Origin of the sequence: Streptomyces sp. NPDC026092, from assembly GCF_040638605.1 — a bacterium.
Classification (GTDB): Bacteria; Actinomycetota; Actinomycetes; order Streptomycetales; family Streptomycetaceae; genus Streptomyces.
Genome location: NZ_JBEZYN010000018.1, coordinates 126,332 through 152,268, shown reverse-complemented (window position 1 = coordinate 152,268; position 25,937 = coordinate 126,332). Strand labels below are relative to the sequence as shown.

28 protein-coding genes are annotated in these 25,937 nt (G+C 70.8%); 10 read left to right on the top strand and 18 right to left on the bottom strand.

Annotated elements, in window-relative coordinates:
* The first annotated feature begins 57 nt into the window (after window positions 1-57).
* The gene (dapA, locus tag AB0F56_RS27180) at window positions 58-936 is read left to right on the top strand and encodes a 4-hydroxy-tetrahydrodipicolinate synthase (RefSeq protein WP_362014117.1); all 879 of its coding nucleotides are present in this window, start codon (window positions 58-60) and stop codon (window positions 934-936) included.
* On the opposite strand, the gene AB0F56_RS27175 is transcribed toward dapA, so the two are convergent.
* The 4 genes from AB0F56_RS27175 to AB0F56_RS27160 all read right to left on the bottom strand — a co-directional run bounded on the left by AB0F56_RS27175 (window position 921) and on the right by AB0F56_RS27160 (window position 3,231).
* Window positions 921-1,142 carry a hypothetical protein gene (locus AB0F56_RS27175; protein WP_362014115.1) on the bottom strand — a complete coding sequence of 74 codons (222 nt, stop codon included), beginning with the start codon at window positions 1,140-1,142 and terminating at the stop codon, window positions 921-923. The genes dapA and AB0F56_RS27175 overlap by 16 nt on opposite strands.
* A gap of 86 nt (window positions 1,143-1,228) precedes the next feature.
* Window positions 1,229-2,212: a 2,3,4,5-tetrahydropyridine-2,6-dicarboxylate N-succinyltransferase gene (gene dapD, locus AB0F56_RS27170; RefSeq protein ID WP_362014114.1), complete on the bottom strand. Its 984-nt coding sequence runs from the start codon at window positions 2,210-2,212 to the stop codon at window positions 1,229-1,231.
* 141 nt (window positions 2,213-2,353) lie between these two features.
* A complete protein-coding gene (locus AB0F56_RS27165) occupies window positions 2,354-2,911 on the bottom strand; it encodes a TetR family transcriptional regulator (protein WP_362014112.1) in 558 nt (185 codons plus the stop codon).
* Complete coding sequence (locus AB0F56_RS27160; RefSeq protein WP_362014111.1) at window positions 2,911-3,231, bottom strand: multidrug efflux SMR transporter; 321 nt, start codon at window positions 3,229-3,231, stop codon at window positions 2,911-2,913. The genes AB0F56_RS27165 and AB0F56_RS27160 overlap by 1 nt, the downstream gene beginning before the upstream one ends.
* A gap of 63 nt (window positions 3,232-3,294) precedes the next feature.
* Here AB0F56_RS27160 and AB0F56_RS27155 point away from each other — a divergent pair, with 63 nt between their 5' ends.
* Window positions 3,295-4,359, top strand: a complete 1,065-nt coding sequence (locus AB0F56_RS27155; protein ID WP_362014109.1) for an oxidoreductase — start codon at window positions 3,295-3,297, stop codon at window positions 4,357-4,359.
* 9 nt (window positions 4,360-4,368) lie between these two features.
* Here AB0F56_RS27155 and AB0F56_RS27150 read toward each other — a convergent pair whose 3' ends face one another.
* The 9 genes from AB0F56_RS27150 to AB0F56_RS27110 form a co-directional block, all read right to left on the bottom strand.
* Window positions 4,369-4,734 (bottom strand): VOC family protein, encoded by a 366-nt coding sequence (locus AB0F56_RS27150; protein WP_362014107.1) that lies wholly within the window; start codon window positions 4,732-4,734, stop codon window positions 4,369-4,371.
* A 49-nt stretch (window positions 4,735-4,783) separates the two neighbouring features.
* Window positions 4,784-5,122: a metal-sulfur cluster assembly factor gene (locus AB0F56_RS27145; RefSeq protein ID WP_362014105.1), complete on the bottom strand. Its 339-nt coding sequence runs from the start codon at window positions 5,120-5,122 to the stop codon at window positions 4,784-4,786.
* The gene (gene sufU / locus AB0F56_RS27140; RefSeq protein WP_362014103.1) at window positions 5,119-5,580 is read right to left on the bottom strand and encodes a Fe-S cluster assembly sulfur transfer protein SufU; all 462 of its coding nucleotides are present in this window, start codon (window positions 5,578-5,580) and stop codon (window positions 5,119-5,121) included. Before sufU ends, AB0F56_RS27145 begins: the two co-directional genes overlap by 4 nt.
* 9 nt (window positions 5,581-5,589) lie before the next feature.
* Window positions 5,590-6,858, bottom strand: a complete 1,269-nt coding sequence (locus AB0F56_RS27135; protein WP_362014102.1) for a cysteine desulfurase — start codon at window positions 6,856-6,858, stop codon at window positions 5,590-5,592.
* Entirely contained in the window at window positions 6,855-7,619 is a 765-nt protein-coding gene (gene sufC / locus AB0F56_RS27130) for a Fe-S cluster assembly ATPase SufC (protein WP_362014101.1), read from the bottom strand. The genes AB0F56_RS27135 and sufC overlap by 4 nt, the downstream gene beginning before the upstream one ends.
* 7 nt (window positions 7,620-7,626) lie before the next feature.
* Window positions 7,627-7,944: a bifunctional 3-phenylpropionate/cinnamic acid dioxygenase ferredoxin subunit gene (locus AB0F56_RS27125; RefSeq protein ID WP_362014099.1), complete on the bottom strand. Its 318-nt coding sequence runs from the start codon at window positions 7,942-7,944 to the stop codon at window positions 7,627-7,629.
* On the bottom strand, window positions 7,944-9,125 hold the full coding sequence (sufD, locus tag AB0F56_RS27120) for a Fe-S cluster assembly protein SufD (protein ID WP_362014098.1): 1,182 nt from the start codon (window positions 9,123-9,125) through the stop codon (window positions 7,944-7,946). Before sufD ends, AB0F56_RS27125 begins: the two co-directional genes overlap by 1 nt.
* A 61-nt stretch (window positions 9,126-9,186) precedes the next feature.
* Complete coding sequence (gene sufB, locus AB0F56_RS27115) at window positions 9,187-10,602, bottom strand: Fe-S cluster assembly protein SufB (protein ID WP_362014096.1); 1,416 nt, start codon at window positions 10,600-10,602, stop codon at window positions 9,187-9,189.
* A complete protein-coding gene (locus AB0F56_RS27110; protein ID WP_362014095.1) occupies window positions 10,599-11,339 on the bottom strand; it encodes a MarR family transcriptional regulator in 741 nt (246 codons plus the stop codon). The genes sufB and AB0F56_RS27110 overlap by 4 nt, the downstream gene beginning before the upstream one ends.
* 181 nt (window positions 11,340-11,520) lie before the next feature.
* Between AB0F56_RS27110 and AB0F56_RS27105 the strand changes: the two genes are divergently transcribed.
* The 3 genes from AB0F56_RS27105 (at window position 11,521) to AB0F56_RS27095 (ending at window position 14,343) form a co-directional block, all read left to right on the top strand.
* Window positions 11,521-12,459 carry an ABC transporter ATP-binding protein gene (locus AB0F56_RS27105; protein WP_362014093.1) on the top strand — a complete coding sequence of 313 codons (939 nt, stop codon included), beginning with the start codon at window positions 11,521-11,523 and terminating at the stop codon, window positions 12,457-12,459.
* Window positions 12,456-13,238, top strand: coding sequence for an ABC transporter permease (locus tag AB0F56_RS27100; RefSeq protein WP_362014092.1), 783 nt, complete (start codon window positions 12,456-12,458; stop codon window positions 13,236-13,238). Before AB0F56_RS27105 ends, AB0F56_RS27100 begins: the two co-directional genes overlap by 4 nt.
* Before the next feature lie 145 nt (window positions 13,239-13,383).
* A complete protein-coding gene (locus AB0F56_RS27095) occupies window positions 13,384-14,343 on the top strand; it encodes a COX15/CtaA family protein (protein WP_362014090.1) in 960 nt (319 codons plus the stop codon).
* Window positions 14,344-14,363: 20 nt separating this feature from the next.
* Here AB0F56_RS27095 and AB0F56_RS27090 read toward each other — a convergent pair whose 3' ends face one another.
* The 3 genes from AB0F56_RS27090 to AB0F56_RS27080 all read right to left on the bottom strand — a co-directional run bounded on the left by AB0F56_RS27090 (window position 14,364) and on the right by AB0F56_RS27080 (window position 16,928).
* Complete coding sequence (locus tag AB0F56_RS27090; RefSeq protein WP_362014088.1) at window positions 14,364-15,443, bottom strand: amidohydrolase family protein; 1,080 nt, start codon at window positions 15,441-15,443, stop codon at window positions 14,364-14,366.
* Between the two features lie 124 nt (window positions 15,444-15,567).
* A complete protein-coding gene (locus AB0F56_RS27085; protein WP_362014086.1) occupies window positions 15,568-15,888 on the bottom strand; it encodes a hypothetical protein in 321 nt (106 codons plus the stop codon).
* A gap of 92 nt (window positions 15,889-15,980) precedes the next feature.
* On the bottom strand, window positions 15,981-16,928 hold the full coding sequence (locus AB0F56_RS27080) for a heme o synthase (RefSeq protein ID WP_355111365.1): 948 nt from the start codon (window positions 16,926-16,928) through the stop codon (window positions 15,981-15,983).
* Window positions 16,929-17,255: 327 nt separating this feature from the next.
* On the opposite strand from AB0F56_RS27080, the gene tkt reads away from it, so the two are divergent.
* The 5 genes from tkt to pgl are packed head-to-tail and all read left to right on the top strand — an operon-like array spanning window position 17,256 to window position 23,843.
* Window positions 17,256-19,343, top strand: coding sequence for a transketolase (gene tkt, locus AB0F56_RS27075; protein WP_362014084.1), 2,088 nt, complete (start codon window positions 17,256-17,258; stop codon window positions 19,341-19,343).
* Window positions 19,344-19,376: 33 nt separating this feature from the next.
* Entirely contained in the window at window positions 19,377-20,495 is a 1,119-nt protein-coding gene (gene tal / locus AB0F56_RS27070; protein ID WP_362014083.1) for a transaldolase, read from the top strand.
* Between the two features lie 5 nt (window positions 20,496-20,500).
* Window positions 20,501-22,033, top strand: coding sequence for a glucose-6-phosphate dehydrogenase (gene zwf, locus AB0F56_RS27065; RefSeq protein WP_362014081.1), 1,533 nt, complete (start codon window positions 20,501-20,503; stop codon window positions 22,031-22,033).
* Window positions 22,030-23,064: a glucose-6-phosphate dehydrogenase assembly protein OpcA gene (opcA, locus tag AB0F56_RS27060; RefSeq protein WP_362014079.1), complete on the top strand. Its 1,035-nt coding sequence runs from the start codon at window positions 22,030-22,032 to the stop codon at window positions 23,062-23,064. Before zwf ends, opcA begins: the two co-directional genes overlap by 4 nt.
* Entirely contained in the window at window positions 23,061-23,843 is a 783-nt protein-coding gene (gene pgl / locus AB0F56_RS27055) for a 6-phosphogluconolactonase (protein WP_362014077.1), read from the top strand. Before opcA ends, pgl begins: the two co-directional genes overlap by 4 nt.
* Before the next feature lie 22 nt (window positions 23,844-23,865).
* Here the strand turns inward: pgl and AB0F56_RS27050 are convergent, their stop codons facing one another.
* Both AB0F56_RS27050 and AB0F56_RS27045 read right to left on the bottom strand, forming a co-directional pair.
* Window positions 23,866-25,425, bottom strand: a complete 1,560-nt coding sequence (locus AB0F56_RS27050) for a PH domain-containing protein (protein WP_362014076.1) — start codon at window positions 25,423-25,425, stop codon at window positions 23,866-23,868.
* Entirely contained in the window at window positions 25,422-25,934 is a 513-nt protein-coding gene (locus AB0F56_RS27045) for a PH domain-containing protein (RefSeq protein WP_362014074.1), read from the bottom strand. The genes AB0F56_RS27050 and AB0F56_RS27045 overlap by 4 nt, the downstream gene beginning before the upstream one ends.
* Between the last annotated feature and the right edge of the window lie 3 nt (window positions 25,935-25,937).

Genomic DNA, 25,937 nt, shown 5'->3' with positions numbered 1-25,937 from the left:
CCTCACCCCAAGCAGAACTAAGTGGACCTTCACCTTCGAGGCCCGCAGACTTCTCGAATGAGCACTGAACACCCCTTCGGCCGGGCCCTCTGCGCGATGATCACGCCCTTCACCGCCTCGGGGGAGCTGGATCTCGACGCCGCCCGCGTGCACGCCGCGCACCTGGTCGCCGAGGGCTGCGACGGCCTGGTCCTCAACGGCACCACCGGCGAGTCCCCGACCACCACGGACGCCGAGAAGGCCGCCCTCATCGAGGCGGTCCGCGAGGCCGTCGGCCCCGGCCCCTCGGTCCTCGCGGGCGTCGGCACCTCCGACACCCGCCACACCGCCGAGCTGGCGCGCCAGGCCGAGAAGGCGGGCGCGGACGGTCTCCTGGTCGTCACCCCGTACTACAGCCGGCCCCCGCAGGCCGCCGTCGAGGCGCACTTCGTCAAGGTCGCGGAGGCGACGGACCTGCCGGTGATGCTGTACGACATCCCCGGCCGCACCGGCACCCGGATCGAGCCCGCGACGATGCTGCGGCTGGCCGCCCACCCGAACATCGTCGCCGTCAAGGACTGCGCCTACGACCTGCTCGGCTCGTCGAAGGTGATCGCCCGCACCTCGCTCGCGTACTACTCGGGCTGCGAGGAGCTGAACCTGCCGCTGTACGCGGTGGGCGGTGCCGGATACGTCAGTACGGTGGCCAATGTGGCGCCGCGTCAGCTGCGGGCCGTGCTGGACGCGTTCGACCGGGGCGACACCGCGGAGGCGGCCCGGCTGAACGCGCTCACGCTGCCGCTGGCCGAGCTGATGATGGCCGCCGGGCTTCCGGGCACGGTGACGGCGAAGGCGCTCCTCGGCGACTACCTCCGGGAACCGCTGCAGCCCGCCGACCGGGAGGCGGTCGACGGGCTGCGGGCGGCGTACGAGGATCTGGTTCAGTCGAACACGTAGGTGGTCCCGAAGAGCGCCGCGTGTTCGAGGACGTCCTCCAGCGGGTCGTCGATCTGACCGGTGTGGAGGGTGAGGCTCGGGCCGTTCTGGATCGTCGGCCCGTTGTGCGTGCGGGTGTGCGTCTCGTCCGCCGACGCCGCCCCTACGGGCAGCAGTACGGCGGCCGCCACCGCCAGGGCCCCGACAACGGTGGGCCTCGTCCTCATGTCGACTCCTCGCCTTGTCTGTTCGTGTGACTCCGCGTCGTTCCGTTAACGCAGAGTCACACGCCCAGGTCACGTGCGGGGCATCGTCAGTTGTGGCTGTGCAGGATCTCGTTGAGCCCGCCCCACACCGCGTTGTTCGGGCGGGCCTCGACGGCGCCGGTCACCGAGTTGCGGCGGAAGAGGATGTTGTCGCCGCCCGAGAGCTCGCGGGCCTTGACGACCTGGCCGTCGGGCATCGTGACGCGCGTCCCGGCGGTGACGTACAGACCGGCCTCGACGACGCACTCGTCGCCGAGCGCGATGCCGACGCCCGCCTCGGCGCCGATGAGGCAGCGCTCGCCGATGGAGATGACGACGTTGCCGCCGCCGGAGAGCGTGCCCATGGTGGACGCGCCGCCGCCGATGTCGGAGCCGTCGCCGACGACGACACCGGCGGAGATCCGGCCCTCGACCATGGAGGTGCCGAGCGTGCCGGCGTTGAAGTTGACGAAGCCCTCGTGCATGACGGTGGTGCCGGCGGCGAGGTGCGCGCCGAGGCGGACCCGGTCGGCGTCGGCGATCCGGACGCCCGCGGGGGCGACGTAGTCGGTCATCCGCGGGAACTTGTCGACGCTCGTCACGGCGAGGTGCAGGCCCTCGGCGCGGGCATTGAGGCGGACCTTCGCGATGTCGTCGACGGCGACCGGGCCGAGCGAGGTCCAGGCGACGTTGGCGAGCAGGCCGAAGACGCCGTCCAGGTTCTGGCCGTGCGGCCGTACCAGGCGGTGGCTGAGCAGGTGCAGGCGCAGGTACGCGTCGTGCGCGTCGAGCGGCTTGTCGTCGAGCGAGGAGATGACGGTGCGGACGGCGACCACCTCGACGCCACGGCGGGCGTCCACGCCGAGGGCCTTGGCGGCGCCCTCACCGAGGGCGTTGACGGCGGCGTCGGGCGTGAGCCGCTCGGTTCCGGCGGGCCCGGGGCTGTCGGTCAGCTCGGGGGCGGGGAACCAGGTGTCGAGAACGGTGCCGTCACCGGCGATGGTGGCGAGGCCGGCGGCGACGGCGCCGGTGGTGCGAGGAGCAGTGGTCATGCGGAAAACCTAACGGTCCGGGCGGCGCCCCGGCCAACCGGTCTCAGGTGTCGGTCGACGGCCCCGGCGTTTCCGACGACACCGGAGCCTCCCCGCTCGTGGGATCCCCCGGGGCCCGGTCGGGCCGTCAGGAGCCGGGTGTCAGGAGGCCGGCGTCAGGAGCCGGGCGAGCATGGAGCGGGCGTACCCCTCGTCGTACTCCACGCCGGTCAGCAGCACCTGCAGACAGATGCCGTCCATCAGCGCGACGAGCGCGCGGGCGGTGACGAGGTCGGTGTGGCGGGAGAGGGCCTCGGTGACGGCCTCGGTCCACTCCGCCGCCACCGGTCGCAGGGCGGGCCGGCGCAGGGCGGCGAGATAGAGCTCGTACTCCAGCTCCACCGCGGTCCGCTCGCCGCCGACCCACTCCCCCATCAGCCGGGCGAGGGCGCCGGCGAGGTCGGTCTCCATGTCGGCGCGCGCGGCGCGCCTGCGCAGCTCGCCGCCGAAGCCCTCGTTGGCCTGGCGCAGGGCCGCGACGAGGAGTTCGTCGAGCGAGGCGAAGTGGTAGGTCGTGGAGCCGAGCGGCACGTCCGCCTCGGCGGCGACCGTACGGTGGCTCAGGCCGGCGATGCCCCGGGCGCCGACCACGCGCAGCGCGGCGTCGACGATCCGCTGCCGCCGCTCGGGGTCGTGGCGGCGGGCGCGCGCGGCGGCCATCAGTGGGCTCCCCCCAGGTTGAGCACGAGGACGCCCGCGATGATGAGGACCACCCCGGCGATCTTGGCGGCGTTGAGGGTCTCGTTCATGAAGAGGATTCCGATCACGGCGACCGCGGCGGTGCCGACGCCGGACCATATCGCGTACGCGGTCCCCACCTGGAGGGTCTTCAGCGCCTGGGCGAGCAGCGCGAAGGCGATCACGTACCCCAGGCCCGTGACGATCGAGGGCCAGAGCTTGGAGAAGCCCTCGCTGTACTTCATGGAGACCGTCGCGACGATCTCGGCCGTGATGGCGCCTGCCAGCAGTCCGTATCCCATGTGTACCAGCGTACACAACGATGTGTACGACCGTACACAACGACGCCCGATACGGTAAGGCTCATGACAATCCCCACGGGGCCCTACGGTTACGGCTACCCGCCTCCGCCCCCACCGCCGAAGCCCGGCGTGATACCCCTGGCGCCGCTGGGTCTGAGCCAGATCCTGACCGGCGCCTTCGCCACCCTCGGCCGGCACTGGAAGCAGCTGCTCGGCGTCGCCACGGCCGCCTACGGCGCGGCCCTGCTGCTGGTTGCGGGGGCCGTCGGCATCGCGTACGCCGTGGTCGCCGACCATGTCCCCAGGGTCTTCGACCTGCCGCGCGGGCAGGAGCCGAGCTGGGACGACGGCCGCCCGCTGCTGTTCGCCTTCGGCGCCGTGTGGGTGGTGGCCCTGGTCGGGATGCTGCTCGCGAGCGCGGTGGTGTACGCGGCGTGCCCTGCCGTCCTCCAGGAGGCGGTGGTCGGCCGGCGGACGTCCTTCGGGGCGATCTGGCGCCGTTCCTGGTCGCGGATGCCCTCGGTCCTGGGCACCGCCCTCCTGACGATGCTGCTGACCGTACCGGTCCCGCTCATCGTCTTCGTGGCGACGTTCGCCGGCCTGTTCGTGGCCCTCGAGGGGTCGGGACCGGTGGCTTGGGTGTTTCTGTCGTTCGGTGGCGCCATGCTGGCCACGCTGCTGACCGCCCCGCTCGCGGCCTGGCTCTGGGTGAAGTTCAGCCTGGCCGCGCCGGCGGCGGTGTTCGAGGGCCAGGGGGCCGTGGCCTCGATGCGCCGCTCCAGCCGACTGGTCCAGGGCTCGTGGTGGCGGGTCTTCGGTGCGCTGCTCGTCGCGGGCCTCATGGCCGCGACGGCGAACTGGATGATCCAGCAGGTCCTCAGCCTGCTGCTCTCGTTCCCCGCCTCGTTCACGGACCCGGCCGGCGCGGACACCGCGGGCGAGGTGCTGATCGCCTTCGTACCGCTCCTGGTGATCGCCGTCATCGGCTCGATGGTGGCGCAGGCCCTCTGCTCGGTCTTCCCACCCCTGGTCGCCGCCCTGGTCTACGTCGACCAGCGCATCCGCAAGGAGAACCTGGCCCCGGCCCTCGCCCAGACGGCCGGGGTGGCGCACCCGTTCACCGGGTGAGCGATTCGCTCAGTCCGTGAGCGACCGCTTCGGCCGCAGGACGCAGAACTCGTTCCCCTCGGGGTCGGCGAGGACGACCCAGGTCGCGTCCTCGCCCTGCCCGACGTCGATCCGGCGGGCGCCGAGGGCGATGATCCGCTCGACCTCGGCGTCCCGGTCGTCGGGCGTCAGGTCGATGTGGAGCCGGTTCTTGACGGTCTTGGACTCGGACACCGGCAGGAAGCACATCCCGGGCAGGGCGTGCTCGTCGGCTCCGATGACGACCTCGTGCTCGTCCTCGTAGACGATCTTCCAGTCCAGGACCTGGGCCCAGAAGCGGGCCTGGGCCTGGAGGTCGTGGGAGTCGACGACGATGTGGTACATGCGAACGGCCATGATCGCCAGTATGCCTGGCGATCATGGCCGTTCGGGGGAAAGCCTGTGATCAGACGTTGAAGCCGAGCGCGCGCAGCTGCTCGCGGCCGTCGTCCGTGATCTTGTCCGGACCCCACGGCGGCATCCAGACCCAGTTGATCTTCAGCTCGCTGGCGATGCCGTCGGTCGCGGCCTTCGCCTGGTCCTCGATCACATCGGTCAGCGGACAGGCCGCCGACGTCAGGGTCATGTCCAGCGTGACGACGTTGGAGTCGTCGATGTGGATGCCGTAGATCAGGCCGAGGTTGACGACGTCGATACCCAGCTCGGGGTCGACGACGTCGTACAGCGCCTCGCGGATCTCTTCCTCGGAGGCCGGCTTCATGGTGGCCTCGACGTTCTCGGTCATGCCGACTTCCCTTCCGCGTCGCCCAGCGCCTGGGCCGTCGCGTCTTTCCACGCCATCCAGCTGAGCAGCGCGCACTTCACCCGGGCCGGGTACTTCGAGACACCGGCGAACGCGACCGCGTCCTCCAGGATCTCCTCCATCGCGTCGTCGGGCTCGATCTGGCCCTTGGACTGCATGAGCTCCAGGAACGTGCCCTGGATCTTCTGCGCCTCGGCCAGCTCCTTGCCGACGAGCAGCTCGTTCAGGACCGAGGCCGAGGCCTGGCTGATCGAGCAGCCCTGACCCTCGTACGAGACGTCCTCGATCCGCGAGCCGTCGTACTTCACACGGAGCGTGATCTCGTCGCCGCACGTCGGGTTGACGTGGTGCACCTCGGCGTCGCCGTCCCGAAGACCGCGCCCGTGCGGGTGCTTGTAGTGGTCCAGGATGACGTCCTGGTACATCGAATCCAGCTTCACGAGGTTCCCCTAGCCGAAGAAGTTCCGTACGTGCTCCAGACCCTCGACCAGCGCGTCGACCTCGCCGGGGGTGGAGTACAGATAGAACGACGCTCGCGTGGTCGCGGGAATTCCGTACCGCAGGCAGACGGGCCGCGCGCAGTGGTGGCCGACGCGGACGGCGATGCCCTGCTCGTCCAGGACCTGGCCCACGTCGTGCGGGTGGATGTCGCCCAGCGTGAAGGAGATCGCCGCGCCGCGGTCCTCGGCCGTGGTCGGGCCGATGATCCGCAGGTCCGGCACCTCCTGGAGGCGGCGGACGGCGTACTCGGTGATCGCGTGCTCGTGGCGCGCGATGTTCTCCATGCCGATCGCCGACAGGTAGTCCACGGCCGCGCCGAGGCCGACGGCCTGGGCGATCGGGGGCGTACCCGCCTCGAACTTGTGCGGGGCCGGCGCGTAGGTGGAGGAGTGCATCGAGACGGTCTCGATCATCTCGCCGCCACCGAGGAACGGAGGAAGGTCCTCCAGGAGCTCCTGCCGTCCCCACAGCACGCCGATGCCGGTCGGGCCGACCATCTTGTGACCGGTGAAGGCCACGAAGTCGGCCTGCAGCGCCTGCACGTCGAGCACCATGTGCGGGGCCGCCTGCGAGGCGTCGATGCAGACCAGCGCACCGACCTCCTGCGCACGCCGGACGATCGTCTCCACCGGGTTGATCGTGCCCAGCAGGTTCGAGACCAGCGTGAACGAGACGATCTTGGTCTTCTCGGTGATGACCTCTTCGATGTTCGAGAGGTCGAGACGGCCGTCGTCGGTGAGGCCGAACCACTTCAGCTTCGCGCCGGTGCGCTGCGAGAGCAGCTGCCACGGCACGATGTTGGAGTGGTGCTCCATCTCCGTGATGGCGATCTCGGTCTCGTGGTCCACGCGGTAGGGCTCGTCGGCCCAGCCCAGCATGTTGGCCACGAGGTTGAGCGACTCCGAGGCGTTCTTGGTGAAGATCACCTCGTCGCGGCTCGGCGCGTTGATGAACGCCGCGACCTTGTCACGGGCGCCCTCGTACAGCGCCGTCGCCTCCTCGGCGACCGTGTAGACGCCGCGGTGGACATTGGCGTTGTGGCGCTCGTAGTAGGTGTTGAGCGCGTCGAGCACCTGGCGCGGCTTCTGCGAGGTCGCCGCGGAGTCCAGGTACACGATCTTCTTGCCGTCGTGGACCACGCGATCCAGGAGCGGGAAGTCCTTGCGGATCGCCTCGGTGTCGAGGAGGCCGGAGAGCCCCTGATGGGCAGATGTCACGCGGATGCGCCACCCTTCACGTACTTGTCGTAGCCCTCGTTCTCGAGCTGGTCGGCGAGCTCGGCGCCGCCGGACTCGGCGATGCGGCCGTTCGCGAAGACGTGCACGAAGTCGGGCTTGATGTAGCGGAGGATCCGCGTGTAGTGCGTGATCAGCAGGGTGCCGACCTCGCCGGTCTCGCGGACGCGGTTGACGCCCTCGGAGACGATGCGCAGAGCGTCGACGTCGAGGCCGGAGTCGGTCTCGTCGAGGATCGCGATCTTCGGCTTGAGCAGCTCGAGCTGGAGGATCTCGTGGCGCTTCTTCTCACCGCCGGAGAAGCCCTCGTTGACGTTGCGCTCGGCGAAGGCCGGGTCCATCTGGAGCTTCTCCATGGCCTCCTTGACCTCCTTCACCCAGGTACGCAGCTTGGGCGCCTCGCCGCGGATGGCGGTGGCGGAGGTACGGAGGAAGTTGGAGACCGAGACACCGGGGACCTCGACCGGGTACTGCATGGCCAGGAAGACGCCGGCGCGGGCGCGCTCGTCCACCGACATCTCCAGGACGTCCTCGCCGTCCAGGGTCACGGTGCCACCGGTGATCGTGTACTTCGGGTGGCCCGCGAGGGAGTACGCCAGGGTCGACTTGCCGGAGCCGTTGGGGCCCATGATGGCGTGGGTCTCGCCCTGCTTCACGGTCAGGTCGACGCCCTTGAGGATCTCACGGGGGCCGTTCTCGGCCTCGACGGAGACGTGCAGGTCGCGGATTTCAAGCGTTGCCATGGGTGACTCAGGACTCCTGGGTGACGGAGACGAGCACATCGTCCCCTTCGATCTTTACGGGGTATACGGGGACGGGGCGCGTCGCGGGAAGGCCGGACGGCTTGCCGGTGCGGAGGTCGAACGCGGAGCCGTGCAGCCAGCACTCGATCTGGCAGTCCTCCACCTCGCCCTCGGACAGGGAGACGTTCGCGTGCGAGCAGATGTCGTGGATCGCGAACACCTCGCCGTCCGTGTGGACGAGGGACACCGGCGTGCCGTCGAGTTCCACCCGCTTCGGGGTGTCCTCCTCCAGCTCGCTCAGCGCACAGGCGCGTACGAAGGCCATCAGACGGACGCCTCCAGCTCGGCCTCGATCTTGGCGATGAGGCGGGCCTCGACGTCCGGCAGACCGATCTGCTGGACCAGCTCGGCGAAGAAGCCGCGGACGACGAGGCGGCGGGCCTCGGACTCCGGGATGCCGCGGGCCATCAGGTAGAAGAGCTGCTCGTCGTCGAAGCGGCCGGTGGCCGAGGCGTGACCGGCGCCGGCGATCTCGCCGGTCTCGATCTCCAGGTTCGGCACGGAGTCGACCCGGGCACCGTCCGTCAGGACCAGGTTCCGGTTGAGCTCGTAGGTGTCGGTGCCCTCGGCGGCGGCCTGGATGAGGACGTCACCGATCCAGACGGCGTGCGCGTCCTGGCCCTGCAGCGCGCCCTTGTAGGCCACGTTCGACTTGCAGTGCGGGGTGTTGTGGTCGACCAGGAGGCGGTGCTCCTGGTGCTGACCGGCGTCGGTGAAGTACAGGCCGAAGAGCTCGGCCTCGCCGCCGGTGGCCGCGTACTGGACGCGCGGGTGGATCCGGACGACGTCGCCGCCGAAGGTCACCACGACCGACTTGAAGGAGGCGTCGCGGCCCACGAGCGCGTTGTGCTGCGCGACGTGGACGGCCTTCTCGTCCCAGTCCTGGACGGAGACGACGGTCAGCTTGGCACCGTCGCCGAGCACGTACTCGACGTTGGCCGCGAGCACCGCGTCACCGGTGTGGTCGATGACCACGACGGCCTCGGCGAAGGCGCCGAGCTCGATGACCTGGTGGCCGTAGGCGACACCGCCCTCGCCGTGCACGGCGATCCGGATCGGCTCGTCGAGGACGGCCTCCTTGGCGACGGTCACGACCGAGGCCTTCTCGAAGGAGGAGTACGCCTGGGCGGCGACGCGGTCGACGGGCGTACCGGCCTTGCCGAGCCGCTCGTCGTCACGGCCGACGGTCTCCACCGTGACGCCCTCGGGCGCCTCGATCACGACCTTCACGCCCTCGCCGGCCGCGACGGCGGTGCCGTCGTGCAGGCCGCGCAGGCGCTCCAGCGGGGTGAACCGCCACTCCTCCTCGCGACCGTGCGGGACCGGGAAGTCCGCGACGTCGAAGGACGGGGGGGCGCTCATGCGCGTGGCGACGGTGGACTCTGCGGCCACCGCGATCGAGCCGGCGGTGGTGGAGCCCGCCGGGATGTTCTGAGCCTCAGCCATGGCTGTCGTGTTGCTCTCTTCCTCGTTACTACGCAAAGACGGTACGGACGGAGGCGGGGTCTTAACCGACCGAGCCTTCCATCTGCAGCTCGATCAGCCGGTTGAGCTCAAGGGCGTACTCCATGGGGAGCTCCTTGGCGATCGGCTCGACGAAGCCGCGCACGATCATCGCCATGGCCTCGAACTCGGTCATGCCGCGGCTCATCAGGTAGAAGAGCTGGTCCTCGGAGACCTTGGAGACCGTGGCCTCGTGGCCCATGGAGACGTCGTCCTCGCGGACGTCGACGTAGGGGTAGGTGTCCGAGCGGGAGATCGTGTCGACGAGCAGCGCGTCGCAGAGCACGTTCGACTTGGCGCCCGGGGCACCCTCGCCGATCTCGATGAGACCGCGGTAGGAGGTGCGGCCGCCGCCTCGCGCCACCGACTTGGAGACGATGTTGGAGGAGGTGTTCGGGGCCATGTGGACCATCTTGGCGCCGGCGTCCTGGTGCTGGCCCTCGCCCGCGAAGGCGATGGACAGGGTCTCGCCCCTGGCGTGCTCGCCCATCAGGTAGACGGCCGGGTACTTCATGGTGACCTTGGAGCCGATGTTGCCGTCGACCCACTCCATGGTCGCGCCCTCGTAGGCCACGGCGCGCTTGGTGACCAGGTTGTAGACGTTGTTCGACCAGTTCTGGATCGTCGTGTAGCGGCAGCGGCCGCCCTTCTTCACGATGATCTCGACGACCGCGGAGTGCAGCGAGTCGGAGGAGTAGATCGGGGCGGTGCAGCCCTCGACGTAGTGGACGTAGGCGTCCTCGTCGACGATGATCAGCGTCCGCTCGAACTGGCCCATGTTCTCCGTGTTGATACGGAAGTAGGCCTGCAGCGGGATCTCGACGTGCACGCCCTTCGGCACGTAGATGAACGATCCGCCGGACCAGACGGCCGTGTTCAGCGAGGCGAACTTGTTGTCGCCGACCGGGATGACCGTGCCGAAGTACTCGCGGAAGAGCTCCTCGTGCTCCTTCAGCGCGGTGTCGGTGTCGACGAAGATGACACCCTGCTCCTCCAGGTCCTCACGGATCTGGTGGTAGACGACCTCGGACTCGTACTGGGCCGCGACACCGGCGACGAGGCGCTGCTTCTCCGCCTCCGGGATGCCGAGCTTGTCGTACGTGTTCTTGATGTCCTCGGGCAGGTCCTCCCAGGACTCGGCCTGCTTCTCGGTGGACCGGACGAAGTACTTGATGTTGTCGAAGTCGATGCCCGACAGGTCGGAGCCCCAGCTCGGCATGGGCTTCTTGTCGAAGAGGCGCAGACCCTTGAGCCGCAGCTTCAGCATCCACTCGGGCTCGTTCTTCTTCGAGGAGATGTCGCGGACGACGTCCTCGCCCAGACCGCGCTTCGCGGTGGCACCGGCGGCGTCGGAGTCGGCCCAGCCGTACTCGTACCGACCCAGGCCCTCGAGCTCGGGGTGGCTGATCTCGGTGGTCATGCGGGGTTCCTCCCGGCCGTGCTTGCGGATGCTTCTGATTCGGTGGTCTGTGGGGCGCTGTGCGGGATGAACGTCGTACAGACGCCGTCACCGTGGGCGATGGTGGCGAGACGCTGGACGTGCGTCCCCAGGAGGCGGGAGAAGATCTCCGTCTCCGCCTCGCACAGCTGGGGGTACTGCTCGGCGACATGGGCGACCGGGCAGTGGTGCTGGCAGAGCTGCTCGCCGACCGGCGCGTTCCGCGCAGTGGCAGCGTACCCGTCCTTGCTGAGCGCCCTCGCGAGCGCCTCCGTGCGCCGGTCCGGCTCCGCCGACTCGACGGCTTCCCGGTAGGCCTCGGCCTGGTGCTCGAGCCGGTCGCGGGCGAAGGCCGCGACGGCGGCTTCTCCTGCAGACCCTCCACCGGCGGTCCGCTCGATCCAACGCAGGGCGTCCACGGCGAGCGAGTCGTACGACTGGTCGAAGGCGTCCCGGCCGCAGTCGGTCAGCGCGAAGACCTTGGCGGGGCGTCCGCGCGTACGAGCCCCGTACACGCGCTTCTCGCGGGCTTCGACGACATTGTCGGCAACGAGCGAGTCCAGATGCCGGCGGACGGCGGCCTGGGTGAGGCCGAGCCGCGTCGCCAGATCGGCGACCGTCGACGGGCCGTGGTCCAGGATGGAGCGCGCGACGCGGTTGCGCGTGGAGCGCTCACCGGTCGCGAGTTCCTCCACGGGAGCCTCGCCAACGTTTTTCACAACGCCATTGTTGCGTAATTCCTCGGGGAGTGACAAGCGACGTCCGAACGAGGGCACGGTGCCGTGCATCACTCAGGTAAGGCTTACCTGACCTGCGAAGATGATCATTCATAGGACGAATTCCAGCGGGATCGGGGCCCCGCGCCGGAGGCCCCCCGAAACCCTCTCTAGACTTCCCGGCATGCGAAAAGAGTCCGGCGACAGTGCCGCCGTCCGGGTACGAGGCCTGGTCAAGCGGTACGGAACCAAGACCGCCGTCGACGGCCTCGACCTCGACGTCCGGGCGGGCACCGTGACCGCCGTGCTCGGTCCGAACGGGGCCGGGAAGACCACCACGATCGAGACCTGCGAGGGCTACCGGAGGGCCGACGCCGGCACCGTCCGCGTCCTCGGCCTCGACCCGGTCGCCGACGCGGCCCGGCTGCGCCCGCGGATCGGCGTGATGCTCCAGTCCGGCGGCGTCTACTCCGGCGCCCGCGCCGACGAGATGCTCCGCCACATGGCGAAGCTCCACGCCCACCCGCTGGACGTGGACGCCCTGATCGAGCGCCTCGGCCTCGGCTCCTGCGGCCGGACCACCTACCGCAGGCTCTCCGGCGGCCAGCAGCAGCGCCTCGCGCTCGCGATGGCCGTCGTCGGCCGCCCCGAGCTGGTCTTCCTCGACGAGCCGACCGCCGGACTCGACCCGCAGGCCCGCCACGCCACCTGGGACCTCGTCCGCGAGCTGCGGACCGACGGCGCCACCGTCGTCCTCACCACGCACTTCATGCACGAGGCCGAGGAGCTGGCCGACGACGTCGCCATCGTCGACGCCGGCCGGGTCGCCGCCCAGGGCAGCCCCGAGGCGCTCTGCCGCGGCGGCGCCGAGAACACCCTCCGCTTCACCGGCCGCCCCGGGCTCGACCTCGGCTCGCTGCTCAAGGCGCTGCCCGACGGCACCCAGGCCGCCGAGCCGACGCCGGGGACGTACCGCATCACCGGCGAGGTGGGCCCCCAGCTGCTCGCCACCGTCACCACCTGGTGCGCCCAGCACGGCGTGATGCCGGACGGCATCTCGGTCGAACGGCACACCCTCGAAGACGTCTTCCTCGAGCTGACCGGCAAGGAGCTGCGCTCATGAGCGGCGGTACGACCACCACGGGCACGTACTCCCCGAAGCCCGGGGCGGCGCCCGTCGGGCGCATGATCGCGGCGCAGACGGTCCTGGAGACGAAGATGCTGCTGCGCAACGGCGAGCAGCTGCTCCTCACGGTGATCATCCCGTCCCTGCTGCTCGTGCTCTTCTCGACCGTCGACATCGTCGACACCGGCACCGACAAGGCCGTCGACTTCCTCGCCCCGGGCGTCCTCGCGCTCGCCGTGATGTCCACCGCCTTCACCGGCCAGGCCATCGCCACCGGCTTCGAGCGCCGTTACGGGGTCCTCAAGCGGCTGGGCGCCTCGCCGCTCCCCCGCTGGGCACTGATGACCGCCAAGACGCTCTCGGTCCTGGTCACCGAGATCCTCCAGGTGGCGCTCCTGACGGCGATCGCGCTCGGGCTCGGCTGGTCGCCGCAGGGCGATCCGTTCTCGGTCCTGGTCCTGCTCGTCCTCGGCACGGCCGCCTTCTCCGGCCTCGGGCTGCTGATGGCCGGCACGCTGCGCGCCGAGGCGACGCTGGCCGCCGCGAACCTGGTCTTCCTGCTGCTCCTGGTGGGCGGCGGGGTGATCGTGCCGCTCGACAGGTTCCCCGACGCCGCGCGCTCGGTCCTGGAGCTGCTGCCGATCTCGGCGCTCTCGGAAGGGCTGCGGGACGTGCTCCAGAGCGGCGCCGCGCTCCCCTGGGGGCAGGCGCTGATCCTGGCCGTCTGGGCGGTCCTCGGCCTCGGGGCGGCGGCGAAGTTCTTCCGCTGGGAGTAGGCATCCGGGAGTAGCGGAGGGGTGACGTTCCGAGGCGACTTCACCCGTAACGCACCCCTCGTACCCCTCTCAATTTCCGGGGGGAGACGACTCCCCCCGACCCCCTCGTGAAAACACGCACAAGCCCCGTCCTACGATAGGGCCCGTGCTGACCCCCCTCGCCTACATCGCCAAGCGCTGGACCCCGTCCCCCACGACGCTCCGGCGCGCCGCGCTCTCCGCCGTCGTGATGAGCGTCCTCATCATCGTCACGGGAGGCGCGGTCCGGCTGACCGGCTCCGGTCTCGGCTGCGACACCTGGCCCAAGTGCACGGACGACAGCCTGATCGTCACGCCCGAGCAGGGCTACCGCGGCATGATCGAGTTCGGCAACCGGATGCTGACGTACGTCCTGTCCGCCGCCGTCGGCTGGACGATCATCGCCGCGCGCTCCACCAAGCCGTGGCGGCGCGGGCTCTCCCGGCTCGGCTGGGCGCAGTTCTGGATCGTCGCGAGCAACGCGGTCCTGGGCGGCATCACGGTCTGGATGGGCCTCAACCCGTGGACCGTCGCCGGTCACTTCCTCGCCGCGAACACGCTCCTGACCGTCGCCGTGATCACCTGGCACCGCACCGGCGAGGGCGACACGACCCCCCGGCGCCGGGTGCCGGGACCGGTCCGCAAGCTCTCCTGGGCGATCGTCGCGGCCTCGGTCCTCCTGATCGTCCTCGGCACCGGCGTCACCGGCTCGGGCAAGCACGCCGGCGACAGCAGCGACGTCCCGCGCATGCCGTGGGACTGGACCGCCGCCGCCCATCTGCACGCCATCGCCGCCTGGGTCGTGTGCGCGCTCGCGCTCGCGATGTGGCTGGTCCTGCGCGTGGTCGACGCCCCGGACGACACCCGGGCGCGCGCCCGTGACCTGCTGATCGTGCTCCTCGCCCAGGGCGGGATCGGGTACGTGCAGTACTTCACCGGCGTCCCCGAGGTCCTGGTCGGCGCCCACATGCTCGGCTCCGCGCTGATGTGGATCGCGGTCGTGCGCCTGGCCCTGAGCATGCGCGAGCGCCCGCTGTCCGCGCCGGAGATCCCGACCCAGCCGGACGCGGTCCTGACCAAGGCGTAGGCCCCGATAGACCGGGCCCGTCAGCGCAGGCCGTAGATCCTGCGCGCGTTGCCCGAGGCGATCATCGTGGCCACCCGCTGCGCGTCGGTGAGGGACCAGGAACCGTCGGCGACCCATTCGCCGAGGACCCGGCCGAGCGCGCCCCGGAAGACGCTCGCGGCGACCACGTGCAGCTCCGGCAGCGCGTGGGCGCCGCTGGAGAAGAGCAGCTTGCCGAAGGGCGCCTGCTCCAGGAGTTCGGCGAGGACGGCCGCCGCCCTGGCCCCCGTCCTGGCGAGGACGGAGCCCAGGTCCGCGTAGACGTGCGGGAAGAGGGCGGTCAGTTGGGCCGCCTGGCGGTGGTACGGGTATCCGTGCAGCAGCACGAGGTCCGCGCCCAGGCCGCTCGTGGCCGCCGCGAACTGGGCGAGCCCGGCCGGGTCCTCGTTCCCCACGTGCAGCTGGAGCGGCCGCCCGGAGCCGACCGCGACCCAGAGCAGATGGCGCAGCAGCACCGGGTCGTCGATCCGGCCGCCGACCGCGCGTCCGGCCAGCCAGCGCCCCGCGGCCCCTCGTACCTCGCCGGGCCCCGGCGGCTCTGCGGCCTGGCCGAGCCCCCGGCTCACGCCCGCCACCGAAGTGAAGGCGACGGCGGTCGTCGCGGCGCCGTGGACGGCCTCCGCGAGGTTGGCGAGGAGCGACTCGACGGATCCCGAGGTGTCGGCGACCTGTTCGGCGAGGAGTTCGAGCCGGACGATCTCGTGCGCGTCGGCGGAGGCGGCCGAGGCGATCTCGGCGGGCCCGGTCAGATCGCCGGGCAGCCCTGTGTCCACGAGATAGGTGGAGATCCCGGAGGCGCGCAGCAGCCTGCGTCCGGACTCCAGGACGCCCAGCTCGCGGCGGCGGGCGAGATAGCGGGCCGGCGGGCAGTGCGGCTCCAGGCCGAGCAGCGGCGGGCACCAGCGGCGTACGGCGAAACCGGTCTGGGTGTCGAAGAAGGTGGTGCCGGGCGCGGCGGGACCGCCGGTCCTGCCCAGGTGGGTCTCGAAGGTGCCGAGGCCGAGCTCCGTACGGAGCACCCCGTGGCAGTACTGGTCCACCAGGCTCGGGGTCTCGATCATTCGGGGGGCTCCCTGTGTGGACCGTGGGCGTTCTTCCACACGTCCTAACGGGTGAGCCCCACCCGAGGTTGTCGCCTCCCGCGTCGAACGGTTACGCGGGGAGGCGGATCAGGCGGTCGGCGGGTCAGGCGTTCGACGGGCCGCCCAGCTGGATCCCGGCCATCCGGGACCACTCGTACGGGCCGGTGACGACCTTCGCGGCGAACTCGCCGTCGAACTCGTCGTGGAGGGTGAGCCCGGCCTTCTCGGCCGCCTGCTCGGCGATCGCGTACGTCGGGGCCACCAGGTCGCCCCAGCCGCCGTCCTCGCCGACGAGGACGATCCGGGTGCCGGCCTGGCCGATGTGGGCGAGCTGGCCCTCGGCGCCGCCGTGCTCCTTGGAGAACGTCCGGATCTGCTTGGCGAGCCGGGCCGCCCTGCGCTCAGCCTGCTTGGTGTCTGCCATGGCACAGATGCTACCGACGGGTAGATCAATTGGCGACGGCCGGTGCACGTGGTCTTGCCCACGTGCACCGGCCGTTGATGAGGCCTGAGGCGCTACCTCAGGAAGGGGTCGACCGCGACCGCCACGAAGAGCAGCGAGACATAGGTGATCGACCAGTGGAAGAGGCGCATCTCCTTGAGCTTCGCCCCGGTCGCGCCGTTCTTCGCGCGGTTCAGCAGCGCGTGCGCCTCCCAGAGCCACCAGCCGCCGGTGAGCAGCGCCACGGCCGTGTAGAACCAGCCGGTGTAGCCCAGCGGGGTGAGCAGCAGCGAGACCGCGACCATGACCCAGCTGTACGCGACGATCTGCCGGGCCACGACCTTGTTGGAGGCGAGGACCGGGAGCATCGGCACGCCGGCCCGCGCGTAGTCGTCCTTCACCTTCATCGACAGCGGCCAGTAGTGCGGCGGCGTCCAGAAGAAGATGACGAGGAAGAGGATGATCGCGGCCCACGACATCGAGTTGGTCACGGCCGACCAGCCGATGAGCACCGGCAGACAGCCGGCGATGCCGCCCCAGACGATGTTCTGGGCGGTGCGCCGCTTGAGGATCATCGTGTAGACCACGACGTAGAAGAGGAGCGCGCCGAGCGAGAGGGCGGCGGAGAGCCAGTTGACCAGGAGGCCGAACCAGAGCGTGGAGACCACGGCGAGGGTCAGGCCGAAGACGAGGCCTTCACGCGGGGTGAGGACGCCGGTGACCAGCGGTCGCTGGGAGGTGCGGTCCATCAGGGCGTCGATGTCGCGGTCGATGTACATGTTCAGCGCGTTGGCGCCGCCCGCCGACAGGTAGCCGCCGAAGCAGGTGGCGAGCACCAGCCACAGGTTCGGCACGCCCTGTTCGGCGAGGAACATGACCGGAACGGTCGTGATGAGCAGCAGCTCGATGATCCGCGGCTTGGTCAGCGCCACGAATGCCTTGACGCGGGCCCCGAACGGCCGATGGCCCCCCGGGCTGGGAGTCAAGACGACCCCTGCGGGTCGGGACTCGACGGCCGTCACGCACACCCCTGACAGAGAATTCCCAGCAAGCTCCCCGGATGAAGACGGGGTGAAGACTTGCGCGTACCACGCCACTCTAGACGTTGCCCATACGCCGATCTTCGCGGGGGTGGGGTCGTGTTGAGGGCGCTTGTCCCAAGGGGTGGACAGGGCTCCGTCGGGCGCTCGGGAGGCGAAGTGACGGAGTCGCCCCCAGTCTTGACGTGTCCGCTCATGTGAGGGCCCCTGAGCCGAAATGATGGCCTGATGTCGGGGGTAGGCTCGACAGCGCCGGTACACCCTCAGTCACCGGCTTCCCGTACATGTGGAGAGGAGCCCTGACGCAGGGTGAGCACTCAGCCGACCACCGCAGAGCTCGACTGGACCGAACTGGATCAGCGGGCCGTGGACACCGCCCGCATCCTGGCCGCGGACGCCGTACAGAAGGTCGGCAACGGCCATCCCGGTACGGCCATGAGCCTGGCGCCCGCCGCGTACACCCTCTTCCAGAAGGTGATGCGGCACGACCCGGCCGACCCCGAGTGGGTCGGGCGCGACCGCTTCGTGCTCTCGGCCGGCCACTCGTCCCTGACCCTCTACACCCAGCTGTACCTGGGGGGCTTCGGGCTCGAGCTGGACGACCTGAAGGCGTTCCGCACGTGGGGTTCGAAGACCCCGGGCCACCCGGAGTACGGGCACACCGCGGGCGTCGAGACGACGACGGGCCCGCTGGGCCAGGGTGTCGCCAACGCCGTGGGCATGGCGATGGCCGCCCGCTACGAGCGCGGTCTGTTCGACCCGGAGGCGGCCCCCGGCACCTCCCCGTTCGACCACCGGATCTACGCGATCGCCGGTGACGGCTGCCTCCAGGAGGGCATCTCCGCCGAGGCGTCCTCGATGGCCGGTCACCAGAAGCTCGGCAACCTGATCCTGCTGTGGGACGACAACCACATCTCGATCGAGGGCGACACCGAGACGGCCGTGTCCGAGGACACGATGAAGCGGTACGAGGCGTACGGCTGGCACGTCCAGCGTGTCGAGGCGAAGGCCAACGGCGACCTCGACCCGGCCGCGCTCTTCGCGGCGATCAAGGCCGCCGAGGCCGAGACCGAGCGTCCGTCGTTCATCGCGATGCGCTCGATCATCGCCTGGCCCGCCCCGAACGCCCAGAACACCGAGGCCGCGCACGGCTCGGCGCTCGGCGACGAGGAGATCGCGGCCACCAAGCGGATCCTCGGCTTCGACCCGGAGCAGACCTTCGAGGTCGCCGACGAGGTCATCGGCCACACCCGCTCGCTCGGCGACCGCGGCCGTGAGGCCCGCGCCGCGTGGGAGAAGTCGCTCGCCGAGTGGCGTACGGCCAACCCGGAGCAGGCGGCCCTGTTCGACCGCGTCCAGGCCAACGAGCTGCCCGAGGGCTGGGAGTCCCGGCTGCCCGTGTTCGAGGCGGGCAAGGGCATCGCGACCCGTGCCGCGTCCGGCAAGGTCCTGCAGTCGCTCGGCGCGGTCATCCCGGAGCTGTGGGGCGGCTCGGCCGACCTGGCCGGCTCGAACAACACGACGATCGACAAGACCTCGTCGTTCCTGCCCGAGGGCAACCCGCTCCCCGAGGCGGACCCGTACGGCCGCACGATCCACTTCGGCATCCGCGAGCACTCCATGGCCGCGGAGATGAACGGCATCGCGCTGCACGGCAACACCCGCGTCTACGGCGGCACCTTCCTGGTGTTCTCCGACTACATGCGCAACGCGGTGCGGCTCTCCGCGCTGATGCACCTGCCGGTGACGTACGTCTGGACCCACGACTCGATCGGTCTGGGCGAGGACGGCCCGACGCACCAGCCGGTGGAGCACCTGGCCTCGCTGCGCGCGATCCCCGGTCTGAACGTCGTCCGCCCGGCGGACGCCAACGAGACCGCCATCGCCTGGCGCGAGATCGTCAAGCGGCACACCCGCGTGTTCGGCAAGGGCGCCCCGCACGGCCTCGCGCTGACCCGCCAGGGCGTTCCGACGTACGACTGGAACGAGGACGCGGCCAAGGGTGGCTACGTGCTGTTCGACGCCGAGGGTGGCGAGGCCCAGGTCGTGCTGATCGGCACCGGCTCCGAGGTGCACGTGGCCGTCGAGGCCCGCGAGCAGCTCCAGGCCGCCGGCGTCCCGACCCGCGTGGTCTCGATGCCGTCCGTCGAGTGGTTCGAGGAGCAGGACCAGGCGTACAAGGACTCCGTCCTGCCGCCGTCGGTGAAGGCGCGCGTGGCCGTCGAGGCCGGTATCGGTCTCACCTGGCACAAGTACGTCGGCGACGCCGGCCGGATCGTCTCGCTCGAGCACTTCGGTGCCTCGGCCGACGCGAAGGTCCTCTTCCGCGAGTTCGGCTTCACGCCGGAGGCCGTCGCGGCCGCCGCCCGGGAATCTCTCGCCGCCGCGGCGCGCTGACGCCACTAGACACGAGTTTTTGGAGAACCTCTCATGACAGACGCTCTCAAGCGCCTCTCCGACGAAGGCGTCGCGATCTGGCTGGACGACCTCTCGCGCCAGCGGATCACGTCCGGAAACCTGGCCGAGCTCATCGACCAGCAGCACGTGGTGGGTGTCACCACCAACCCGTCCATCTTCCAGAAGGCGATCTCGGAGGGCCACGGTTACGACCAGCAGCTCGCCGACCTCGCCGCGCGCAAGGTGACCGTGGACGAGGCCATCCGCATGATCACGACGGCTGACGTGAGGGACGCCGCCGACATCCTGCGCCCGGTCTTCGACTCCACGGACGGCCAGGACGGCCGGGTCTCCATCGAGGTCGACCCGCGCCTGGCGCACAACACCGCGGCGACCATCGCCGAGGCCAAGCAGCTGGCCTGGCTGGTCGACCGTCCCAACACGCTCATCAAGATCCCGGCCACCAAGGCGGGCCTGCCGGCGATCACCGAGGTCATCGGCCTCGGCATCAGCGTCAACGTGACGCTGATCTTCTCGCTGGAGCGCTACCGCGCGGTCATGGACGCCTACCTCGCCGGCCTGGAGAAGGCCCGCGAGCGCGGCCTCGACATCTCCAAGATCCACTCGGTGGCGTCCTTCTTCGTCTCCCGCGTGGACTCGGAGATCGACAAGCGCCTGACGGCGATCGGCACGGACGAGGCCCTCGCCCTCAAGGGCAAGGCGGCGCTCGCCAACGCCCGTCTGGCCTACGAGGCCTACGAAGAGGTGTTCTCCTCGGAGCGCTGGGCCGCGCTGGACAAGGCGCAGGGCAACAAGCAGCGTCCGCTGTGGGCCTCGACGGGCGTCAAGGACCCGGCGTACAAGGACACGCTGTACGTCGTGGACCTGGTCGCGCCCGGCACGGTGAACACCATGCCGGAGGCGACCCTGGAGGCCACCGCCGACCACGGCGAGGTCACCGGCGACACCGTGCGCGGCACCTACGCGCAGGCGCGCGCGGAGCTGGATGCCGTCGAGAAGCTCGGCATCAGCTACGACGACGTGGTACAGCTGCTTGAGGACGAGGGCGTGGAGAAGTTCGACGCGTCCTGGAACGACCTTCTCAAGTCGACCGAGGCGGAGCTTGAGCGCCTCGCACCTTCGGAGGCGTAAGCACTTTGAGCGCAGTCCACGGAGCCAACCCGCTCCGTGACGCCGCAGACCGACGGCTCCCGCGTATCGCGGGGCCGTCGGGTCTGGTGATCTTCGGTGTCACGGGCGATTTGTCCCGTAAGAAGCTGATGCCTGCCGTCTATGACCTCGCCAACCGCGGCCTGCTGCCGCCGGGCTTCTCGCTGATCGGCTTCGCCCGTCGCGAGTGGCAGGACGAGGACTTCGCGCAGGAGGTGTACGAGGCCGTCAAGCAGCACGCCCGCACGCCCTTCCGCGAGGAGGTGTGGCAGCAGCTGATCCAGGGGATGCGGTTCGTCCAGGGCGACTTCGACGACGACAACGCCTTCGAGCAGCTGAAGACCACCATCGACGAGCTGGACAAGGCGCAGGGCACGGGCGGCAACTTCGCCTTCTACCTCTCCGTGCCGCCGAAGTTCTTCGAGCTCGTCGTCCAGCAGCTGAAGAAGCACGGCCTGGCCGACCAGACGGACGGCTCCTGGCGCCGCGCCGTCATCGAGAAGCCCTTCGGCCACAACCTGGTCTCCGCCAAGGAGCTCAACGAGGTCGTCCACGAGGTCTTCCCGCCCGAGGCGGTCTTCCGGATCGACCACTACCTCGGCAAGGAGACCGTCCAGAACATCCTGGCGCTCCGCTTCGCCAACACCCTCTTCGAGCCGATCTGGAACCGGTCGTACGTCGACCACGTGCAGATCACCATGGCCGAGGACATCGGCATCGGCGGCCGCGCCGGCTACTACGACGGCATCGGCGCCGCCCGTGACGTCATCCAGAACCACCTCCTCCAGCTGCTCGCGCTCACCGCGATGGAGGAGCCCGCCTCCTTCGACGCGGACGCGCTCGCGGCCGAGAAGACCAAGGTGCTCGGCGCGGTGAAGCTGCCGAAGGACCTGGGCGCCTCGACCGTGCGCGGCCAGTACGCGCCGGGCTGGCAGGGCGGCGCGAAGGCCGTCGGCTATCTGCAGGAGGACGGCATCGACCCCAAGTCGAAGACCGACACCTTCGCGGCCATCAAGGTGGAGATCGACAACCGCCGCTGGGCGGGCGTCCCGTTCTACCTCCGTACCGGCAAGCGGCTCGGCCGCCGCGTCACCGAGATCGCGGTCGTCTTCCAGCGTGCGCCGCACTCCCCGTTCGACAAGACGGCGACGGAGGAGCTGGGCCAGAACGCCCTGGTCATCCGCGTCCAGCCGGACGAGGGCGTGACCATGCGGTTCGGCTCCAAGGTGCCGGGCACCTCGATGGAGGTCCGGGACGTGTCGATGGACTTCGCCTACGGCGAGTCCTTCACGGAGTCCAGCCCCGAGGCGTACGAGCGGCTCATCCTCGATGTGCTCCTCGGCGACTCGAACCTCTTCCCGCGCGTCGAGGAGGTCGAGCTCTCCTGGAAGATCCTCGACCCGATCGAGCAGTACTGGGACGCGCACGGCAAGCCGGCGCAGTACCCGTCCGGGACCTGGGGTCCGGTCGAGGCGGACGAAATGCTCGCACGAGACGGACGGAGCTGGCGCCGGCCATGAAGACCGACCTCACGGACACCACGTCCAGCAAGATCAACAAGGCGCTGGTGCTCGGGCGGCGTGCCATCGGCACGCCCGCCGTCGGCATGGTGCTCACCCTCGTCATCGTCACCGACGAGGAGAACGCCTACGACGCGCTGAAGGCGGCCAACGACGCGTCCCGTGAACACCCCTCGCGCACCCTGGTGGTCATCAAGCGGGCCTCGCGCTCGCCGCGGGACCGCGCGAAGGCCCGGCTCGACGCCGAGGTCCGCCTCGGCGCCGACGCCAGCACCGGCGAAACGGTTGTCCTCCGGCTGTACGGCGAGGTCGCCGAGCACGCCCAGTCGGTGGTCCTTCCGCTCCTCCTGCCGGACGCGCCCGTCGTCGTCTGGTGGCCGGTCAACGCCCCGGCCGACCCGGCGAACGACCCGCTGGGCGCGCTCGCCCAGCGCCGGGTGACCGACACGTACTCGGCCGAGCAGCCGATACACGAGCTGACCGGCCGGGCGGACAACTACACCCCGGGCGACACGGATCTGGCCTGGACCCGGATCACCCCGTGGCGTTCGATGCTGGCCGCCGCGCTCGACCAGGTCGTGTGCGAGGTCACCTCGGCCGAGGTGGAGGGCGAGGAGTTCAACCCCAGCGTCGAGCTGCTCGCCATGTGGCTGGCGGACCGGCTGAAGGTGCCGGTGCGCCGGTCCGTGTCGGCCGGTCCCGGACTCACCTCCGTGCGGATGGAGTCCTCCAGCGGGCCGATCGTCCTCGACCGGCCCGACGGCTCGCTGGCGACGCTCTCCATCCAGGGGCAGCCGGACCGCGGCGTGGCGCTCAAGCGCCGTGAGACGGCCGAGCTGATCGCGGAGGAGCTGCGACGGCTCGACCCGGACGACACGTACGCCTCGGCGCTGCGGTACGGGCTCGACCGGCTGGACGAGGAGGCGAAGGTGACGGCCCCCAAGGAGCCGGCCCCCGCCGCTTCCGAGGAGAAGGCGGCACCCGCTCCCGCTCCGAAGAAGGCCCCGGCCAAGAAGGCGGCGGCCAAGTGAGCACTCCGCAGCTCGTCGTCCACCGCGACAAGGAGCTGATGGCGCAGGCCGCGGCGGCCCGGCTGATCACCCGGATCGTGGACGCCCAGGCCGCCCGCGGCTCGGCGTCCGTGGTCCTCACGGGCGGCCGGAACGGCAACGGGCTGCTCGCGGCGCTCAGTTCGGCCCCCGCGCGGGACGCGATCGACTGGTCGCGGCTCGATCTGTGGTGGGGCGACGAGCGGTTCCTGCCCGAGGGCGACCCGGAGCGGAACGTCACCCAGGCCCGCGCGGCGCTGCTCGACAGCGTCCCGCTGGACCCGCCGCGCGTGCACGCGATGCCGGCCTCGGACGGCCCGTACGGCAACGACGTCGAGGCCGCGGCCGCGGCGTACGCGGCCGAACTGGCCGCGGCCGCGGGGCCCGAGGACCACGCCTCGGTGCCGTCGTTCGACGTGCTGATGCTGGGCGTCGGCCCGGACACGCACGTGGCCTCGCTCTTCCCGGAGCTTCCGGCGGTCCGCGAGACGGAGCGCACGGTGGTGGGCGTGCACGGCGCGCCCAAGCCGCCGCCGGTCCGGATCTCGCTGACGCTGCCGGCGATCCGGGCCGCGCGTGAGGTCTGGCTGCTCGCGGCGGGCGAGGACAAGGCGAAGGCGGCGGCCATCGCGCTGTCCGGCGCGGGCGAGATCCAGGCCCCGGCGGCGGGCGCCTACGGCCGCTCGCGGACGCTCTGGCTGCTCGACGCGGCGGCCGCGTCGGAGCTGCCGCGCGACCTGTACCCGCCGGCCTCGGCCTGACGGACGTTCACGGAGGCCCGGTTCACCGCACGGTGGACCGGGCCTCCGGCGTTTCCCGTACGGGCTCCAGGAAGGGCGCGAGCAGGTCGGGCACCGCCTCGGCGGCGAAGGTCAGGCCCTCGTCCTGCCCGGCGTCGTACACGTCGTACCCGCCCGTGCCGGCCGCCGTCGTCGCGGTCAGGGTCAGCAGCCCCGCGCGGCGCTGGAAGTACGACTGCTTGACCGTCCAGCCGATGACCCCGCCGCGCTCCAGGGCGACCGTGGACCGGCGGATCGTGCCGGAACGGGTCACCAGGTAGTCGCCGCTGACGGCGTGTCCGAGGTTGCGGTACGCGTCGAGGGCGGCGACCACGGCGAGGACGCCGAGGACGAGGCCGCAGCCCGCGGCCACGTACAGCAGGACGGGGGTGAGGAGCAGCCCCAGGACGACGAGGACCGCGACCGGGGCGAACACGCTCCACAGGGCCCAGCGCAGCCGCCGGGTGCGGGCGGCGCGGGGGTGGGCGGTGAGCGGCGCGCCCGTCGGGGGCTCGGACTCGCGCAGGACCTGCGCGGCGACCCGGTCGGCGACCGCGCGGGGCGCCGCGGGCAGCAGGGTCCTGTTCTCGGTGTGCTCGTCCTCGTCGCGCTCGGTGAGTCCGGTGGCGACGGCGTCGACACGGGCGGCCCGGCACATCCGGACGCCCAGCGGCTCGACCAGTTCGACGCCCCGGAGGCGGCGTTCCTCGATGGAGATCGAGCGGGCGGTGAAGAGACCGCGGCGGACCCGCAGGGTGCCGCCGGGCTCGCGGTCCAGGCGGTAGTTCCACCACATCTCGACCCAGAGGCCGAGCGCGCCGACGGTCCCTGCGAGGACGGCGAGGAGGATCAGGACGAGGATCATCGAGACGATCGAGGTGTCCTGGAAGCGGTCCCCTATCCAGTCGATGACCTCCTCCTGGGCGCCGAACCACTCGCTGACCTGCATCACGGCACCGGCCGCCGCGCCGCCGAGGAGCACGGCGACGAAGGAGACCGGGGCGTAGCGGATCCAGCGCGGGTCGAACTCGGCGAGGGCGCCGTCGTGGCGGGTGTCCACGGTGGCGGGGACCGTGCGGTCGAGCAGTTCGCGGCGGAGCCGTTCGCCCTCGGCCCGGGCCACGGGGTCGAGTTCGAGGGTGGACTCGCCGCCGCCGTGGTGCTCGCCGGTCCCGATGCGGACCTCGACCAGGCCGAGGACGCGCTGCAGCGGGTTGGCGGTCAGGTCGACGCTGCGGATCCGCTCGCGGGCCAGCGAGCGGCGCTTGACCAGCAGGAGCCCGGTGTGGAGTTCGGCCCGCTCGACGCCGATGCGGTAGCGGGTGCGGCGCCAGCGGACGTAGTCGCCGGCCGAGCCGAGGCCGATGAGAAGGGCGGCCCCGGCGAGGATCCAGGCGATGGCCCGCCCGGCGGACATGCCGTTGGTCAGGCCGAAGTACGTGGGCAGGGCGGCGCCGCCGGCGACGCCCGCGAGGACGACCGCGGTGACCAGGACCGTACGGCGGTCGAGGCGGAGCCAGCCGTCAGGGGCGTCGCCCTGCTCGCCGCCCTCCGCGCCGGTCATGTGGCGTCCCCGGGGGTGGCCTGGGTGATGCGGGTGAGCTTCTCGGCGAGCTCCGCGGCCAGTTCGTGGTCGAGGCCCTCGATCCGGAGCGCGCCCTTGGAGGAGGCCGTGGTCACGGTGACGGTGGCGAGCCGGTACAGCTGCTCCAGCGGACCGCGGACGGTGTCGACGGTCTGGATCCGGGACATGGGCGCGATCCGCCACTCCTGCCAGAAGACCCCGGTACGGACGTAGACGGCGTCCTCGGTGACCTCCCAGCGGTGGACCCGGAACCACCAGGAGGGGAAGAACGCGGCGCAGGCGAGGCCCGCGACCCCGAGGACGACGGCGGGCAGCCACAGCCAGAACCGGGCCGGCTCGATCAGCGCCCCCAGGACGGCCAAGGGCACCACCGGGACGGCGGTGGTGACCAGCCACTGGGTGCGCCACCAGCCGACGGCCCGTTCGTTCAGCGTGTTGCTCGGCGGCCGCAGCCGCACCTCGCCCCGCACCGCGTTCTCCCCCCTCACAGC